The sequence below is a fragment of the Cryobacterium sp. genome (genome assembly GCF_025463825.1).
In the GTDB taxonomy this organism is placed as follows: Bacteria; Actinomycetota; Actinomycetes; order Actinomycetales; family Microbacteriaceae; genus Cryobacterium.
In genome coordinates, this window is the sequence record NZ_JAODBG010000043.1 from 1 (window position 1) to 15,319 (window position 15,319).

The window sequence follows — 15,319 nt, forward strand, 5'->3', positions numbered from 1 at the left end:
CAGATCTTCGAACACTCCGGCGCCTACTGGCTCAGGCCACCCGCGTCCGCGGACCCCGGCCAAAAGCTCATCCAGCTGCACAGCAAAAGCCCCGCCGCCTTTGAGCAGCACGACCACCAGCACGACCAGCCCTGACTCGGCCGCCTGGGATGGCGACGGAACGGCGTCGGGACGCTAGGCGGACTCGAGGGGAGGGGTCACCCGCAGGCCCTCCATGAAGCGCAAAACGTTCTCGTCGACGATGATGTCGCTGGGGCGCAGTGGGCGGGTGAGGTAGAGGCCGTTCAGGCTGGTCAGCCGACTGAGGGCCACGTAGGTCTGGCCGGGGCTGAAGACCCGGGCGCCCAGGTCCACGATCGCCCGCTCATAGGTGGCGCCCTGCGACTTGTGGATGGTGACCGCCCAGGCCAGGCGGAGCGGGAACTGGGTGAACTCGGCCACCACATCCTTGCTGAGCTTCTTGGTCGCGGCGTTGTAGGTGTACTTGTATTTCTCCCACACCGTCGGCTCGACCTCGTGGGTCGTGCCGTCGATATCGACGTAGACGGTGGAATCCACCCGGGTGACCGTGCCGATGGTGCCGTTCACCCAGCGCGGACCGCCATCGAGGGGGTTGTCGTTGCGCAGGAACATCACCTGGGCGCCGACCTTGAGTTCGAGCACCTCGTCGGCCGGGTAGGTACGACCACCGAAGTCCCCGGTCACCTCGGCCTTGGCCGACAGGGGCTTGCCGGAGAGCCGTTTGAGGGCCGCCGCGTTGATGCGGTTGACCGCGTCATTGCGGGTGGCCAGCGTGATGACGCCCTCTTCGGGAGGTTTCCGGGCGCCGGCGCCGTTGAGCGCGCCGCCGATCTCCGGCGTGACCTGGCCGTATCGCACGGCGTTCAACATGGTCTTGAAGCCCGCGTCGTGCTGACGGTGGATCTCGGTGAGCTCGAAGATCTTGAGCTCGGCACTCTGCCACACCTTCGCGTCGAAGAACCACATCGAGCGGTAGGTGTCGGCGAAGTAGGCGCGTTCCTCCGGGTCGCCCGGCACTGGAGCCAGCTGGTACGGGTCGCCGAAGAGCACGATCTGCACCCCGCCGAAGGTGTCGTGCGGGCGCTGCCGGGCCTGCCGCAGGCTGCGGTCGATGGCGTCCATGAGGTCGGCGTTGACCATGGAGACCTCGTCGATCACGACCGTGTCGATGGTGTTCAGCAGCTTACGCAGCTGGTCGTTCTGGTCGATGGAGTGGTCGGCGATGACGCCGATAGGCAACCGGAAGAGCGAGTGCAGCGTCTGGCCGCCCACGTTCAAAGCCGCGACTCCGGTCGGGGCAGCAATGACGATCTGCTTCTCGGTGTTCCAGGAGAGGTGGTTGAGCAGGGTCGACTTACCGGTGCCGGCTCGACCGGTGACGAACACGTTCTGCTTGGTGCCCTCGATGGCGGCGAACACCTCGGCCTGCTCGCGCGAGAGCGGGATCTCGGTGGGAATCGCAGTCACAGGGAAACTTTCACTGGAAGTAGTGGGGCGCATCGGCAGGGCGGCAGAAGCCGGCCGAGGACTCTTCCACTGTAACCGCCCGGCACCCCGCGGCCCACCCGGCGGCCGACCGGTGCATAACTGACCGACACCGCCGTCGAGCACGGTCAGCAGGGCTAGCGGACCTCGATCTGCACCGGGAATTCGTTGTGGACGCTGCCGTCCTTGGCGCTGTTGTCGTAGGCGACCAGGTCGTAATAGCCCGCGGCCAGATCGGTGGGGATCATCAGCGTGGCGTCAAAGTTCGATTCCTCCGAGCCGCTTTCAGCCGTTACCTGCTGCGTGAGCACCACCTCGCCCGAGGCGGTGCGCAGGTCAAGGCTCAGCTGGGCCTCGAACACGAGCGCCCGGCCCTTGACGAACAGCGGGTCGCCGGGAGCCACCCGGTCGCTGCAGATGGGCTGGTAGATGAAGATCGGCGGACGGTCCGGAGTGATGACGACCTCGCGCTCGACCACATTGATCGGGCTGCCAGCCTGGGCGCTGCGTTCGAAAGCTCTCAGGGTGGCGGGGGTGTCGTATTCCGGCGGAGAGAATCCCAGGACGGTTCGCCAGGAGCCCTCGGTGCCGGAGCCGGACGTCGCCATGACCTCGCGCACGCAGAGGATGTCCCCCACCGGGGTGACCAGCTGAACGGTGAGCGCGGCCTCGAACGTGTTGGCCCTGCCGCTCACGGTGAGGGGCGTCGTGACCCTCGCATCGGCGCCCGGCTCCTCGATGACGATGACCGCTCCGGCGGTGGCGGTGGGTGCCGGCGTCGGTGTACTGGATACACCGGTGCCGGTGGGTGAGGGACTCTCTGATTCAGCGGGCGGCTCGGCCGGTGTCGTGCTGGGCGACGCCGGCGGGGGTGGAGTGGGTGACGCTGACGGTGCGGAGCCGGGGGCGCAGGCGGCAAGTGACCCCAGTAGGAGCAACGCCAGGAGGTGCGCCCGACGATGCGGTCGCGTGGTGTTCACGGTGATCATCCTCCTTGGCTGATGCTGGGATTCTAGCTCCGGAGCCCTCCCCCGGCGCCCCCGTGGCCCTGTCAGCGCGAACGCCACAGGCGGGCACCTTAGGATGTGGAGGTGAGCAACGGGGGCGGGAATGTGGTGCGGCGGGGGCGTTATGCCCGTGCCGTGATCGCCGTGTGTCTGGTCCTGGCCCTGCTCGGCGGAGCCCTCGCTGCGGCCATCGGGTCGCTCAATCGGGACGTCTACAGCGCCGGCGGCTTCGTACGCCAGTATCTCGAGGCGCTCGCGTCCCACGACACCCACACCGCCCTGGACCTGCCGGGCGCCGAGCCCACCAACGCCGCCCTGGAGGCCGCCGGGCTCCCCCCGGACCTGCCGACGACGCTGCTGCGCTCCTCGGTGTTGAGCTCGATCACCGACATCGCGCTGGTCAGCGACACAGCGACCACCGCCGATGACCCGGAGAGCCCGCACACGGTTGTCTACGAGTTCCGGCTGGACGGCGCGAAGTCGTCAATGGAGTTCAGTGTGAAACGCGCCGGAACCGTGGCCGGTATCTTCGCCACCTGGACGTTCGCAACCAGCCCACTGGCGGTCCTGCAGGTGACGGTGCTGCACGAAGCCCACTTCACCGTCAACGAACTCACCCTCGACACCCGCGCACGCGCCGCCGAGGACGCGCCAGCCTCGTTCTCGAACCAGAGCGCGTACCTCGCCTTCGCTCCGGCGGTCTACGACATCTCGCACGACTCCACCCTGCTCAGCGCCCCGGTGCAGAGTGTTCCCGTCGTCGCTTCCGGCGCCACCGAGGTCACCGTGGATGCGGCGCCGAACGCCACGTTCACGGGCCAGGTGCAGGACAAGCTCAACGAGTTCCTCGACGCCTGCGCGACGCAAGAGGTGTTGCAGCCCTCCAACTGCCCGTTCGGCATCGAAATCGATGACCGGGTCAAGTCGGCGCCGGCCTGGTCCATCTCGCAGTATCCGGAGGTCGTGCTGACCGGCGGGGAGAGCTCATTCGACATGCCGGCCACGCCCGGCCGGGTGCACATCGTGGTCAAGGTTCAATCGCTCTACGACGGCGACCTGAGCACCCGCGACGAGGACGTGCCGTTCGAGGTGGGGATCAGCGTGACGATCCAGTCGGACGGCTCCCTGGCCATCCAGCTGCGCTGACGCGGCGCCGGGCGTCCCTACCGGTCGTGGGCGGCCAGTCGGGCGAGGCGCTCGTTGTACTCGGTCAGCTCGGCGTCGCCGGTGCGATCGGCGTTCCGGTCCCTGCGCCTGGTTTCCTTGTCGTCGCTGCGCCCCCACTGGATGGCGACGATGATGGCCAGGGCGATGGTGGGGATCTCGCCGACGCTCCAGGCGATACCCCCGCCGGCCTGCTGGTCGGCCAGGGCGCTCACGCCCCAGTTGCGGCCCATGGCGCCGTACCAGTCCGCCAGGAGCAGCCCGGTGCCGGTCATCAGGGCCAGGCCGAAGAACGCGTGGAACGCCATGGTGCCCAGCAGCAGCAGCAGGCGGAAGGTGTGCGGCAGCCGGTACGGCACCGGGTCGATGCCGATCAGGGACTGCACGAACAGGTAGCCGGTGATCAGGAAGTGCACGATCATCCACTGGTGGCCGATGTGGTCGGTCGTGGCCCAGCTGAAAATCGAGGTGTAGTAGAACACCCACAGCGACCCGGCGAAGAGCACCGCGGCCACAATCGGGTTGGAGATCACGTCGGCGAACTTGGAGTGCACGGCGAGCAGGATCCACTCCCGCGGGCCCCTGCTGCCGTCGCGGCGCATCCGAATGGCGCGGGCGGCCAGGGTGACGGGAGCGCCGGGCACCAGGAGCACGGGGACGAGCATCGTCAGGGCCATGTGGGCAAGCATGTGGGTGGAGAAGAGGTACTTCTCGTAGACGTTCACGCCGCCGTTGGTGATGTAGAACAGGATGACCAGGCCGAGAACCCAGAAGATGGTGCGGTGCAGCGGCCAGATGTCGCCACGGCGGCGCAGCCGCACCACGCCGGCGAGGTAGAAGAAGATCCCGAACGCGCAGAACAGCACCCAGGCGAGGTCGACGTTCCACTCGGTGAAGTAGCGGGCGAAGGTGAGCTCCGGCGGCAGCACTTCGCCGGTGAGGATCTGGGCGGGCGTAGCGGCGGGGATCGCTGTCGTCACGACCTGGTCGACCGGGGTGGCCGTGCGCGCCAGGGCGGCGGCGACGCCTGAGGCGATGCCCATGAAGACGATCTCGCCAACGACGAGCCACCAGAACCAGCGATCGCCGGCGCCCGTTGCGGCGCGCATCCGGCCGATCAGGTAGCGGCGCTGCAACACTCCGAAGCCGCCGAGCACCAGGAGGAGCGCCACCTTGGCCAGCACCAGGATGCCGTAGCCGGTGAGCAGGTTGTCCCAACTGCCCACCCGCAGCTCGGCGCTGACGTATCCGGAGGCGGCGACCACGACGAAGCTGACCAGGGCGAGCGTGGAGTAGCGGCCCACGATCTCGCGCAGGCGGGTCGGCGCCAGCTGCTGCTGCAACAGGATGATGGTGAGCAGTCCGCCGAGCCACACCGCGGCGAACACCAAGTGCAGCCCCAGCGCGGTGATGGCGGCGTCGTGGCCCTCGGCCCCGGCACTGTGGCCCTGTTGGGCCATCGGCAGCAGGGCGAGGAGGGCCAGCAGGGTGACGAACACCAGGGCGGTCTGGTTGCGCACCGCGAAGCAGAGCACCGTGACGGCAGCGGCGATGAGGGTGGTGGTGAGCCAGGCCTGGCCGATTTCGATCTGGCCGAAGAACTGGCCGACGGTGGCGCTGAATTGGTCGTTGAAGCTGACCGTGGCGTTGGTCACCTGCAGGAAGGTGAGGAAGCCGGTGATCGCCGATGCGATGGTGAGGAAGGCGGCCGAGGCGGCGGCCAGGTCGATCGCGGTGGAGAACTCTCGTTCCTGCGGGCTCAGCGCGAAGCAGGTGAGGACCAGTGCGCCGATGGTGCCGGCGGCGCCCAGGTTGACGAGCAGCTTGGCGACCGGGAGGCCCCACCGCACGAGGGCCCCCGGGTCGGCGAGCAGCTGGGCGTCGGCTCCGCCGCCGTAGGCCAGGCCCGCGAGAGTCGCCACAATCGCGACCAGCAGCAGGGCCGCCGGCCCGATGATACGAACGTAACGGGGCACCATCCCAGCTTAACCGCAAGGCGGAGGGCGAAGGAGGCACGGGGGGCTGCCGACGCCCCCACCCAGCTCGTTAACGAGTGGTGGGCGCCGACCGAAGTCGACGCCCACCGGAACTACGAGACCTGCAACCTACTTGGCGGCGGCCTTGAGCTTGCTACCAGCGGTCAGCTTGACGCGGTGGCCGGCAGCGATGGCGATCTCTTCGCCGGTCTGCGGGTTGCGGCCGGTACGAGCGGCGGTCGCGGTGCGCTCGACGCCGAGCCAGCCCGGGATGGTGACCTTACCGTCGTTGGCAACGGTGTCTGCGAGGGTTGCGAAGAAAGCGTTCAGAACGCCATCGACAGCAGCCTGGCTCTGGCCAGAGTCTGCAGCAACCTTGGCAACGAGCTCGGTCTTGTTCAGCGACTTATCAGCCATTGAGTGTCCTCCTCGGACCTTCGTCTGTAAAAAACAGGTATTCACGTGAAGCGGGCGACGCTGAGACAGCGCCTCCGTTGGTCGGTTCGACCGCGTTGAATCTAGCATTGATCCGCAGAGATCCGCGGATTTACGGCGTTTCGGGCCGGTTTGCAGGGTGAATTGGGGGCCTTTTCGCTGTGCGCGAACTGAACGGCCCCCGCACGGGACCGATGAACGACCGTGCGGTGCAGACACACAACAGGGGATGCCGGCCGAAGCCGGCATCCCCTGTGGATGCGGTGCGATCGTTCACACGATCAGCAACTGAGTGTTACCAGCTGGACTTGGTGATGCCGGGCAGCTCGCCGCGGTGCGCCATGTCGCGGAAACGTACGCGCGAGATGCCGAACTTGGAGAGGTGACCACGGGGACGGCCGTCAACCGCGTCGCGGTTGCGCAGGCGAACCGGCGATGCGTTGCGGGGCAGCTTCTGGAGGCCCTTGCGAGCCTCTTCGCGGGACTCGTCGGTGCCGGCCGGGTTGACCAGGGCCTTCTTGAGCTCAAGGCGCTTGGCGGCGTAGCGCTCGACGATAACCTTGCGCTTGTTGTTCTTGGCAATCATGCTCTTCTTCGCCATTTTTAGCGCTCCTCACGGAAGTCAACGTGCTTGCGCACTACGGGGTCGTACTTCTTGAGTACGAGACGGTCGGGGTTGTTGCGACGGTTCTTCTTGGTCACGTAGGTGTAACCGGTTCCTGCCGTCGAACGCAGCTTGATGATCGGACGTACGTCCTGTGCCTTAGCCATTAGATTTTCTCCCCACGTGCGAGCAGGTCCTTGACGACCGACTCGATGCCACGAGCATCGATAACCTTGATGCCCTTCGCCGAGAGGGTCAGCGTGACGTTGCGGCGAAGCGACGGCACGAAGTACTTCTTGGTCTGCACGTTCGGGTCGAAACGGCGCTTGGTGCGCCGGTGCGAGTGTGAAATGTTGTGTCCAAAGCCGGGAACGGCTCCGGTCACCTGGCAAGTAGCTGCCATGGTTTTCCTCCAATACCGAAGGGCGAATGCCCTTCCCAAGATCTCTTGTCGGCCAGTTCGCGTGGGATTCCACCCGGAAACGGCCCGCCGACTGGAAAGATTCGGTGGCCGATTCGAAGAGGGGAAAAGACACGAACGAGCAATGCACGCACAGATATGCGCAGCAGCTACCGATCCTACGGGGTCGGGCGGGCCGACGCAAGCGCGGTGCAGGCCGCGCAGAGCCCGAAAACGTCCACGACGTGGGCGGCCTGACTGAAGCCATGCTCCGCCGCCACCTCGGTGGCCCAGTGCTCGATGGCGTCCACCTCGATCTCCACCGTGAGGCCGCAGTTGCGGCAGATCAGGTGGTGATGGTGGTCGGTGGTGCTGCAGGCCCGGTAGAGGCTTTCGCCATCGGGCGACTGCAGCGAATCGGCGTCACCCTCCAGGGCCAGGTCGGCGAGCGCACGGTACACCGTGGCCAGGCCGATCGGGGAGCCACTGGTGTGCAGGGCGGAGTGCAGACCCTGGGCGCTGACGAACCCCTCGGCGCGGCTGAGCTCGGTGCGCACGGCCTCTCGCTGCCAGGTGTTTCGCTTCATGATTCCAACCGTAGCCCCGCCGGGGCGGACGCGTGAACCCCCGCCGTGCGGGTGCGCAGCGCCCGCACACCGAGGGCGAGCAGGAAGACGGCGGCCGCGGTGAGGGCGATGGCCGGCCCGGCCGCCACGTCCAGGGCGCGGGAGGCCAGGACCCCGACGACGCCGGCGCCGGCACCGAGGACCGGGGCCAGCAGTGCAATCCGGCCGGCGCTCCGCACCAGGAGTCGGGCCGCGGCGGCGGGGGCGGCGATCAGGGCGATGGCCAGGATGGCGCCGACGGCGGGCATCGCGGTGACCACGGTGACGGTGATCAGCACGAGGGTGAGCAGTTCGATGGGCCATTCCCGGTAGCCGGCGGCGCGGAACCCGGTGCGGTCGAAGGTGGAGAACAGGATCTCCTTGCCCAGGAACACCGCCACCAGCACCGCCACCACCAGGGCGGCCGCGGCCAGGATCACGTCCCCGTCGGTGACGGTGAGGATCGAACCGACCAGGTACGACTCCACGTGCACCGGCAAGGACGGGTTGAGCGCCTGCAGCAGCACGCCGAGCGCGAAGCCGGCCGTGAGCATGATGCCGGACGCCACCTGACTACCCTGCCGCCGCACCCGGCCGAGCAGGGTCATGATCGCCACGATCACGGCGGCGGCGAAGGCGGCGCCCAACGGGATGCTGATCCCCAGCAACGCCGCGCCGACGGCGCCGGGGAAGGTGGCGTGGGTGAGTGCCTGGGCGAAGAAGGTGCGCCGGCGCAGCAGCACCAGGGTGCCGACCAGGCCGGACAGCGCGCCGATCACGACGGCGGCGAGCAGGGCCTTCTCGAAGTAGCCCATCAGCGGGTCACCGATTCCGGGTGCTTGGCGGTGCCGGGCCCGGCCGGCGGCCGGCGGCGCATCCGGTCCGCGGCCAGCCGTCCGAGCAGGACGAGCAGGTAGCCGGCCACGAGCACCAGAACCACGGTTGCGCCGCTGGGCAGGTCGATGCCGGCGCCGACGGAGGCTTCGAAGCCGAGGGCCAGCCCCAGCCAGGCGCACAGGGCGGCGAATCCGGCCGCGAGCGGGAACAGCAGCCACAGCCGCACGCTGATCAGCCGGGCGACGGCGCCGGGCACGATGAGCACGGCCAGCACGAGCAGGTTGCCGACGGCGCTGGACGCCGCCACCACCACGAGGGCGATCGCCACGTTGAGCACCAGGTCCAGCAGCACCGGGCGGTAACCGACAGCGGCGACGGCGGTGCGGTCGAACGCCCGGAAGACCTGCTGCTTGAGCGTGACACCGACCAGCAGCAGGGCGATCGCGCAGATCACCAGGGTCTGTGTCACCTCGGAGCCGGTCACGGTGAGCAACCGGCCGAACAGCAACCCCTCCAGCTGGCCCGCGTAGTCGGTCTCCCGGGAGACCACCAGGATGCCGACGCTGAACATGGCGGTGAAGACGATCGCGATCGCCGCATCCCCCGACACGGCCCGTCGGGTGATCACGGTGAGGACGACGGCGGCCAGGACCGCAGCGATCATGGCCCCGACGAAGAGGCCGTCCCGGCCGCCCCAGACGAAACCGATCGCGATGCCGGGGAAGACCGAGTGGGTGAGGCCGTCGCTGATGAACTCGAGGCTGCGCAGATTGACGAGCACCCCCACCACGCCGGCGACGAGGCTGAGCGCGATCAGTACCACGAGCGCGCGGGCCATGAACGGCAGCGTAAACGCGGTGAAGAGCGGGCCGAGCAGGTCGGTCATCAGTGGCCTTCGTGGCCCGGAACGACGAGGGTGTGCTGGTCGAGTTCCACGCCGACCTCGTGGAAGGTGCGCTGCACGTTGTCGAGGGTGAGCACCTCGTCCCGTGGTCCGAAGGCCACCTGGCTGCCGTTGAGCAGCAGCACGCTTTCGCAGACGGCGCGAGCCAGTTCGAGGTCGTGGGTGGAGACGAGCACGGCGACGCCGGCAGCTTTCAGCCGCTCGACGGTGCCGACGAGGGCCTCGCGGTTAGACTGGTCCAGGCCGTTGAAGGGCTCGTCCAGGAGCAGTAGCCGAGGGCCGCCGGCCACCGCGCGGGCGAGCAGGCCGCGCTGTTGCTGGCCGCCGGAGAGCTCACCGAACCGGGTCTTGGCCCGGTGTAGGAGACCCACCGTCTCGAGGGCGGCGGCCACCGCCTGGCGGTCCTTCTTGCCGGGCAGGCGCAGCCAACCGAGGTCGCGGTAGCGGCCCATCATGACGACCTGCTCGAGGCTTACCGGGAACTCCGGATCGAGCTCGTCGGTCTGCGGCACATAGCCGATGCTGCCGGCCGGCGGAGTGGCCTGGCCGAGCACCTCCACGGTGCCGGAGGTCAGATGGATCAGGCCCAGGATGCCCTTAAGCAGCGTCGACTTGCCCGACCCGTTCGGGCCGATGAGCGCAACGGCCTCACCGGCGCGGAGCTCGAAGTCCATGCCGGTGAGGGCGGGAGTCTGGGCGTAGGCGAACGAGGCCCCGGACACGCGGAGGGCCGGCGCTGCGGGCATCCGCTGCTGAGAAGGGTTCTCGTTCACTAGTCAACTATTGCAGGTCGGCGGGCACGGCGCTGGGTGTCACGCCCCAGGACTGAAGGATCAGGCTCACATTGTGCAGCTGGGACGCGATGTACGTGGCGCCGTCGCTGCCGGCCGGGCCGAGGGAGTCGCCGTAGAGCGCTTCGTCGCCGGAGTAGACCGTGACACCCGCCTCGGTGGCGATGGTGTCGGCGGCCTTGGGGTTGATCGACGCTTCGGAGAAAACGGCCTTGACGCCGGTGGCGCTGATCGCGGCGACGAGGTCGTCGATTTCGGCGGCGCTGGGTTCGGCGTTGTCGTCGAAGCTGGGGATGACGCTGCCCACGTAGGTGATGCCGTAGGCGGCGGTGAAGTACCCGAAGGCGTCGTGGTTACTCACCAGCAACCGCTGGGCGGCCGGCACGGCGTCGATGTTCTCGTGGATCCAGCCGTCCAGGGCGGCGAGCTGGGCGGCGTAGCCGGCCTCGTTGGCCTCGAAGGCGGCGGCGTGGGTGGCGCTGGCCGCGGCGAGGCCACCCGCGATGGTAGCCGTCATGGTCTCGGCGTTTGCCACGGCGGTCCAGATGTGCGGGTTGCCACCATCGTGGTCATGCTCCTCGCCTGTCGCATCCTCGGTGGCCTCGTCCTCGCGGCCCGACTCTTCGTCGGCGCGGGCCTCGTGGCCGGCCTCGCCATCCTGGATCGCGATGCCCTCGTCGGAGTCGATGGTGACGCCGTCGAAACCCGAGGCCGCGATGGCATCGTCAAGCCATTCCTCCAGGCCCACACCGTTGATCACGAGCACGTCGGCGGCGCCGAGCGCGGTGAGGTCGGCGACGGAGGGGTCGTAACTGTGCGCGCTCTGGTTGGCCTGGATCAGCTGGGTGACCTCGACGCCGGCGGTGTCGCCGATGACATTGCGGGTGAGGTCGGCGATCTGGGTGGTCGTCGCCACGACCTTGAGGTCGTCCGCCGAGCCAACGGAAGCGGCACTGCCGGACGCGGAGCAGCCCGTCAGCACGAGGGCGGCGGAAACGGCCAGGACAAGGAGTAGGAGTCTGGGGGTGGTCACGGTCGAAACGCTACGCCTATTGATAATGATTGTCAAAACCATTAGCCGCCGGGTCGGCCCGGTGCCTCAGAGATGGCGCAGGTACCGCTCCGGCGCATCGAGGAAGCTGGCCCAGTTGGTGACCAGGTCCAGGTCCCGCCAGGCCCGCCCGCGCAGTCCCCATTCGCCCACATCGAGGATCTGCGCGCCGGGCAGCGCCGCGAGCAGCGGCGAGTGGGTCGACATGATCACCTGCGAACCGCCCGCGGCGAGCAGTGCCTTGAGGTGGCCGAGTAGCGCCAGGCAGCCGGAGAAGGAGAGCGCGCACTCCGGCTCGTCGAGCACCCACAGACCTCGGCCGCGGAACCGGTCGATCGCCAGCTCGAGGAACGACTCGCCGTGCGAGATCTCGTGGAACGCCGGCTCCGGCTTGCTGCCGGGGTTCTGCTACAGGTAGGTGAAGAAGCCGTGCATGGTCTCGGCGCGCAGGAAGTAGCCGCGGCGGGTGCTCCCGCCGCTCCGCACCAGCCGCAGGTGATCGTGCAGGAGCGATTCCGAGGGCCGGCACGAATTGCGCGCGCCCGTGGAGCCGCCCTCCGGCGACAGCCCCCACGCCAGCGCGATGGCCTCGACGAGCGTGGATTTCCCGGCGCCGTTCTCGCCCACGAACACCGTCGCACCGCCGAGGTCCAGACCGCTGTCGAGCAGCTGCGCCACCGGCGACAGGGTGGCCGGCCAGGTGCTGCGCTCGAGCGGATGCTGCGGGTCTTCCTCGACCCGGCGCAGGGGGGTGCTCTCGAATGCCATGCCCCATCCTCCCCCGCCGCCACCGACATCCGCCGAACTTCCCCTTCATCGGGCGCGAAAGGGGGCTTGTGCGGCAACTCACGGCGGCGACGGTCTCCCGTCTACTCTGATGCAATGAGAGTGCGAACCGGGAAGGGCAGAACCGCGCCCGCGCCGGTGCCGGTGCCCACGCCCACGCCCACGCCCACTCCGGAAGCGATGCTGCGGCCGTGGCGGATCGACGACGCGGCCGGCCTGCAGGCCGCCTCCACCGTCAGCGGCGACCTTGCCGCCCAGCTCGGCGCCATCGAACTGTCGACCATCGCGCGGTGCGAAACCTTTATCACCGACAACCTCGCCACCGCCACGGTCTCGCGGCAGAACTTCGCCATCAGCGTCGACGGCATCGCCGTGGGCAACGTCGGTATCGGCAGTATGGAACACCGGCACGGCACCGGCTGGGTCTACTACTGGACCTCCGCCGAGGTTCGGGGGCAGGGCCTGGCTACGCTCGCCCTCGCCTCGATCGCCGACTGGGCGTTCACCGAGCAGGGCCTGTACCGGCTGGAGCTCGGGCACCGCACCAATAACCCGGGTTCCTGCCGGGTCGCGGCCAAGGCGGGCTTCTCGGCGGAGGGGGTCGAGCGGCAGAAGCTGAAGTACGGCACCGAGCGGTTCGACGTGGAGACCCACGCCCGGCTCCGAACGGATGCCCCGCCGCTTCGCGCGGCCGAACGGGTCCTAGCCGTGGATGGGCTCGCGAACGCACGCGACCTGGGCGGCATCCCGCGCCGAAGTGGCGCCCCCACCCTCCCCGAGGCGTGTCCTTTCGTTCGGAAAACCTTGACCAGGCCACCGCCCGGGGGTGTGAGCATCTGCACGCGGCGGGCATCCGCACCGTCGTCGACCTGCGCCAGCCCGGCGAGCGCGCGCGCGACACCCAGCCGCGACCCGCTTGGCTGACGACTGTGGCCGTCGACCTGGACGGTCTGGAGAACACGGCGTTCTGGGCCGACTACTGGAACAACGGCCTGGTCGGCACGGCGTTGTATTTCCTGCCGCACCTGGCCGCGATGCCGGAGCGGACGGGCGCGGTGCTGGCGGCGCTGGCCTCCGCGCCGCCCGGTGGTGTGCTGTTCCACTGCATGGCCGGCCGGGACCGCACCGGCCAGATCGCCCTGATGCTGCTCGCCATCGCCGATGCCGACCCGGAGGCCATTGTCGAGGACTACCTCGAGACCGTGCGCCGTGGCGACCAGCGCGCCGCCGCATCCGGCCGCGCCAACGAGGAGGCGGCGAGCGAAGCCCTGTGCCGCAGCCTCGGTACGACCACCGAGGGCGCGTTCCGCTCGGCGCTGGCCGGTTTGGACCTGTCAGCGGTGCTCGCGGCGGCCGAACTCACGGATGCCGACCTGGCGGCGCTGGGCAGCTGGCGCCAGAGCCTCACGGACTGACCCCGATGCCGCTGCCGCTGACCCCGCCCGAGGTGGTCGAGCGCCTGCGCGCGGCCGGCTGCGTGTTCGCCGAAGACGAGGCCAGGCTGCTGGTGGCCGCCACCACCACCACCACCCCGGCCGAGCTGGCCGATCTCCTCACCCGACGCGTCGCCGGATTGCCCCTCGAGCAACTGCTCGGCTGGGCGGATTTCTGCGGCCTGCGCATCACCGTACGGCCGGGGGTCTTCGTTCCGCGCCGCCCCACCGAGCTGCTGGTGCGGCGGGCCGCCCGTCTCGCCGCGCCGGGCTCGGTGGTGCTCGACGTGTGCTGCGGCTCCGGCGCGGTCGGCGCGGCGCTGCTGGCGTCCGAAAACTCCCTCCAGGTCTACGCGGTGGACATCGACCCCGCCGCGACCGCCTGCGCCCGCGAGAACCTCGAAGACCGCGGCGGGCAGGTATTCACCGGTGACCTGTTCTCGCCGTTACCCCGGAGTCTGCTCGGGCGGGTCGATGTGATCGTGGCCAACGCACCGTACGTGCCGACGGATGCCATCGCGCGGATGCCGCCGGAGGCCCGGGTGCACGAGGCCAGGGTCGCCCTGGACGGCGGTGCCGAGGGCCTCGAGGTACAGCGCCGGGTTGTTCGGGCCGCCCCGGAGTGGCTGGTGCCCGGCGGCCACCTACTGGTGGAGACCAGCGCCGGCCAGGCCCCGCAGACCGCGGCAATCTTCGCCGGACACGGCCTCACCCCGCGGGTGGCGCACTCGCGCGCGCTCGACGCGACCGTGGTGATCGGCACAAGCCCCGCCTGACCGCCGGCAGGGCAGAGCTCGGCTTCCCTGCACCCGTGTGGCTCGCCGCGTCGCCTATAGCGGGCGCGGCGGGCCAGAGGGGTGCAGCGAGCGCCGCGGTGGGCTCCGCCGCGACGGGCTCGCTACTCGAGGAGCAGCGCCGGTTCCTCGATGATGCTCGCAACGTCGGCCAGGAATCGGCTGGCGACATCACCGTCGACCACGCGATGATCGAAGCTGGCGCCGATGGTGGTGACGAAGCGCGGGCGCACCTCACCGTCGACGACCCACGGCTTCTGCTTGATGGTGCCCAGGGCCACGATGCCGGCCTCACCGGCGTTGAGGATCGGCGTGCCGGTGTCCATGCCGAAGACGCCGATGTTGGTGATCGTGATGGTGCCGTTGGCCATCTCCGCGGGGCTGGTCTTGCCGTCGCGGGCGGTGATGGTGAGTTTCTCGAGGGCGCCGGCCAGCTCGAGCAGGCTCATGTCCTGGGCTTCCTTGATGTTGGGCACGATCAGGCCACGCGGAGTGGCCGCGGCGATGCCGAGGTTCACGTAGTGCTTGATGACGATCTCCTCCTCGGTGAAGACCGAGTTGACCGTGGGGTTGCGCCGCACCGCCCAGATCATGGCCTTCGCCATGATCAGCAGCGGGGAGACCTTGACGCCGGCGAAGTCGGTGGAGACCTTGAGCCGCTTGACGAATTCCATCGTGCGGGTGGCGTCCACGTCGACGAACAGGCTCACATGCGGGGCGGTGAAGGCGCTCTTGACCATGGTCTGCGCGATGACCTTGCGCACTCCCTTGACCGGGACGTGCTCCTCACGGTCGGTCGGCCACTCCGGCGTCTGGATGTTGCGGAACACCCTGGCCTGGGTGGCCTCCCGCAGCACGTCTTCGCGGGTGACGTCGCCGAACCGGCCGGTGGCCTCCACCTGGCCGAGATCGACGCCGAGGTCTTTGGCGAGCTTGCGGATCGGCGGCTTGGTGATGACCGGGCCGGCGGGCCGCGCGATCGGCGGCTTGGCGGCCGGCTTTGCGGCCGCGGCGGGTGGAGCGGCC

At 69.0% G+C, this 15,319-nt stretch carries 19 protein-coding genes; 4 read left to right on the forward strand and 15 right to left on the reverse strand.

Translation table 11 applies throughout. The features are described from left to right. Positions 1–174: 174 nt before the first annotated feature. Together JWP54_RS05185 and JWP54_RS05190 are read right to left on the reverse strand one after the other, a co-directional pair. Positions 175–1,488: an ATP-dependent RecD-like DNA helicase gene (locus JWP54_RS05185; RefSeq protein ID WP_297368258.1), complete on the reverse strand. Its 1,314-nt coding sequence runs from the start codon at positions 1,486–1,488 to the stop codon at positions 175–177. 155 nt (positions 1,489–1,643) lie between these two features. Further along, positions 1,644–2,486: a Gmad2 immunoglobulin-like domain-containing protein gene (locus JWP54_RS05190; RefSeq protein WP_297368261.1), complete on the reverse strand. Its 843-nt coding sequence runs from the start codon at positions 2,484–2,486 to the stop codon at positions 1,644–1,646. Positions 2,487–2,597: 111 nt separating this feature from the next. Here JWP54_RS05190 and JWP54_RS05195 point away from each other — a divergent pair, with 111 nt between their 5' ends. Further along, positions 2,598–3,659 carry a hypothetical protein gene (locus JWP54_RS05195; protein ID WP_297368266.1) on the forward strand — a complete coding sequence of 354 codons (1,062 nt, stop codon included), beginning with the start codon at positions 2,598–2,600 and terminating at the stop codon, positions 3,657–3,659. A 17-nt stretch (positions 3,660–3,676) separates the two neighbouring features. Here JWP54_RS05195 and JWP54_RS05200 read toward each other — a convergent pair whose 3' ends face one another. The 12 genes from JWP54_RS05200 to JWP54_RS17675 form a co-directional block, all read right to left on the reverse strand. After that, complete coding sequence (locus JWP54_RS05200; RefSeq protein WP_297368268.1) at positions 3,677–5,656, reverse strand: cytochrome c oxidase assembly protein; 1,980 nt, start codon at positions 5,654–5,656, stop codon at positions 3,677–3,679. 126 nt (positions 5,657–5,782) lie between these two features. Further along, positions 5,783–6,070, reverse strand: a complete 288-nt coding sequence (locus JWP54_RS05205) for an HU family DNA-binding protein (RefSeq protein WP_066598601.1) — start codon at positions 6,068–6,070, stop codon at positions 5,783–5,785. A gap of 313 nt (positions 6,071–6,383) precedes the next feature. Further along, positions 6,384–6,689 (reverse strand): 30S ribosomal protein S14, encoded by a 306-nt coding sequence (gene rpsN / locus JWP54_RS05210; protein ID WP_297368298.1) that lies wholly within the window; start codon positions 6,687–6,689, stop codon positions 6,384–6,386. A 2-nt stretch (positions 6,690–6,691) separates the two neighbouring features. Further along, positions 6,692–6,859, reverse strand: a complete 168-nt coding sequence (gene rpmG / locus JWP54_RS05215; protein ID WP_066598602.1) for a 50S ribosomal protein L33 — start codon at positions 6,857–6,859, stop codon at positions 6,692–6,694. Further along, complete coding sequence (gene rpmB, locus JWP54_RS05220; protein WP_066598603.1) at positions 6,859–7,095, reverse strand: 50S ribosomal protein L28; 237 nt, start codon at positions 7,093–7,095, stop codon at positions 6,859–6,861. Before rpmB ends, rpmG begins: the two co-directional genes overlap by 1 nt. 176 nt (positions 7,096–7,271) lie before the next feature. Next, a complete protein-coding gene (locus tag JWP54_RS05225; protein WP_297368324.1) occupies positions 7,272–7,682 on the reverse strand; it encodes a Fur family transcriptional regulator in 411 nt (136 codons plus the stop codon). After that, entirely contained in the window at positions 7,676–8,512 is an 837-nt protein-coding gene (locus tag JWP54_RS05230; RefSeq protein WP_297368304.1) for a metal ABC transporter permease, read from the reverse strand. The genes JWP54_RS05225 and JWP54_RS05230 overlap by 7 nt, the downstream gene beginning before the upstream one ends. Next, positions 8,512–9,420, reverse strand: coding sequence for a metal ABC transporter permease (locus JWP54_RS05235; RefSeq protein WP_297368307.1), 909 nt, complete (start codon positions 9,418–9,420; stop codon positions 8,512–8,514). Before JWP54_RS05235 ends, JWP54_RS05230 begins: the two co-directional genes overlap by 1 nt. After that, positions 9,420–10,211 carry a metal ABC transporter ATP-binding protein gene (locus JWP54_RS05240; RefSeq protein ID WP_297368309.1) on the reverse strand — a complete coding sequence of 264 codons (792 nt, stop codon included), beginning with the start codon at positions 10,209–10,211 and terminating at the stop codon, positions 9,420–9,422. The genes JWP54_RS05235 and JWP54_RS05240 overlap by 1 nt, the downstream gene beginning before the upstream one ends. 7 nt (positions 10,212–10,218) lie before the next feature. Beyond that, positions 10,219–11,262: a metal ABC transporter substrate-binding protein gene (locus JWP54_RS05245; protein ID WP_297368312.1), complete on the reverse strand. Its 1,044-nt coding sequence runs from the start codon at positions 11,260–11,262 to the stop codon at positions 10,219–10,221. A gap of 66 nt (positions 11,263–11,328) precedes the next feature. Continuing rightward, positions 11,329–11,586 carry a hypothetical protein gene (locus JWP54_RS17670; RefSeq protein WP_367274185.1) on the reverse strand — a complete coding sequence of 86 codons (258 nt, stop codon included), beginning with the start codon at positions 11,584–11,586 and terminating at the stop codon, positions 11,329–11,331. A gap of 102 nt (positions 11,587–11,688) precedes the next feature. Then, positions 11,689–12,048 carry an AAA family ATPase gene (locus tag JWP54_RS17675; RefSeq protein WP_367274186.1) on the reverse strand — a complete coding sequence of 120 codons (360 nt, stop codon included), beginning with the start codon at positions 12,046–12,048 and terminating at the stop codon, positions 11,689–11,691. A 114-nt stretch (positions 12,049–12,162) separates the two neighbouring features. Between JWP54_RS17675 and JWP54_RS05255 the strand changes: the two genes are divergently transcribed. From JWP54_RS05255 to JWP54_RS05265, 3 genes are read left to right on the forward strand one after another with little or no spacing between them, the layout of a single operon-like run. Beyond that, a complete protein-coding gene (locus JWP54_RS05255) occupies positions 12,163–12,990 on the forward strand; it encodes a GNAT family protein (RefSeq protein ID WP_297368315.1) in 828 nt (275 codons plus the stop codon). Further along, on the forward strand, positions 12,903–13,481 hold the full coding sequence (locus JWP54_RS05260; RefSeq protein WP_297368327.1) for a tyrosine-protein phosphatase: 579 nt from the start codon (positions 12,903–12,905) through the stop codon (positions 13,479–13,481). The genes JWP54_RS05255 and JWP54_RS05260 overlap by 88 nt, the downstream gene beginning before the upstream one ends. Before the next feature lie 5 nt (positions 13,482–13,486). After that, on the forward strand, positions 13,487–14,275 hold the full coding sequence (locus tag JWP54_RS05265; RefSeq protein ID WP_297368318.1) for a putative protein N(5)-glutamine methyltransferase: 789 nt from the start codon (positions 13,487–13,489) through the stop codon (positions 14,273–14,275). Positions 14,276–14,397: 122 nt separating this feature from the next. Here the strand turns inward: JWP54_RS05265 and JWP54_RS05270 are convergent. Beyond that, positions 14,398–15,319, reverse strand: a 922-nt coding sequence (locus JWP54_RS05270; protein ID WP_297368321.1) for a dihydrolipoamide acetyltransferase family protein, incomplete at its 5' end; no start/stop codon positions are given.

Bases quoted from the DNA above. Each gene is read 5' to 3' on its own strand.
- JWP54_RS05200 (WP_297368268.1), bottom strand. From the start codon at position 5,656: ATGGTGCCCCGTTACGTTCGTATCATCGGGCCGGCGGCCCTGCTGCTG.
- JWP54_RS05205 (WP_066598601.1), bottom strand. From the start codon at position 6,070: ATGGCTGATAAGTCGCTGAACAAGACCGAGCTCGTTGCCAAGGTTGCT.
- rpsN (WP_297368298.1), bottom strand. From the start codon at position 6,689: ATGGCGAAGAAGAGCATGATTGCCAAGAACAACAAGCGCAAGGTTATC.
- rpmG (WP_066598602.1), bottom strand. From the start codon at position 6,859: ATGGCTAAGGCACAGGACGTACGTCCGATCATCAAGCTGCGTTCGACG.
- rpmB (WP_066598603.1), bottom strand. From the start codon at position 7,095: ATGGCAGCTACTTGCCAGGTGACCGGAGCCGTTCCCGGCTTTGGACAC.
- JWP54_RS05230 (WP_297368304.1), bottom strand. From the start codon at position 8,512: ATGGGCTACTTCGAGAAGGCCCTGCTCGCCGCCGTCGTGATCGGCGCG.
- JWP54_RS05235 (WP_297368307.1), bottom strand. From the start codon at position 9,420: ATGACCGACCTGCTCGGCCCGCTCTTCACCGCGTTTACGCTGCCGTTC.
- JWP54_RS17675 (WP_367274186.1), bottom strand. From the start codon at position 12,048: ATGGCATTCGAGAGCACCCCCCTGCGCCGGGTCGAGGAAGACCCGCAG.
- JWP54_RS05255 (WP_297368315.1), top strand. From the start codon at position 12,163: ATGAGAGTGCGAACCGGGAAGGGCAGAACCGCGCCCGCGCCGGTGCCG.
- JWP54_RS05265 (WP_297368318.1), top strand. From the start codon at position 13,487: ATGCCGCTGCCGCTGACCCCGCCCGAGGTGGTCGAGCGCCTGCGCGCG.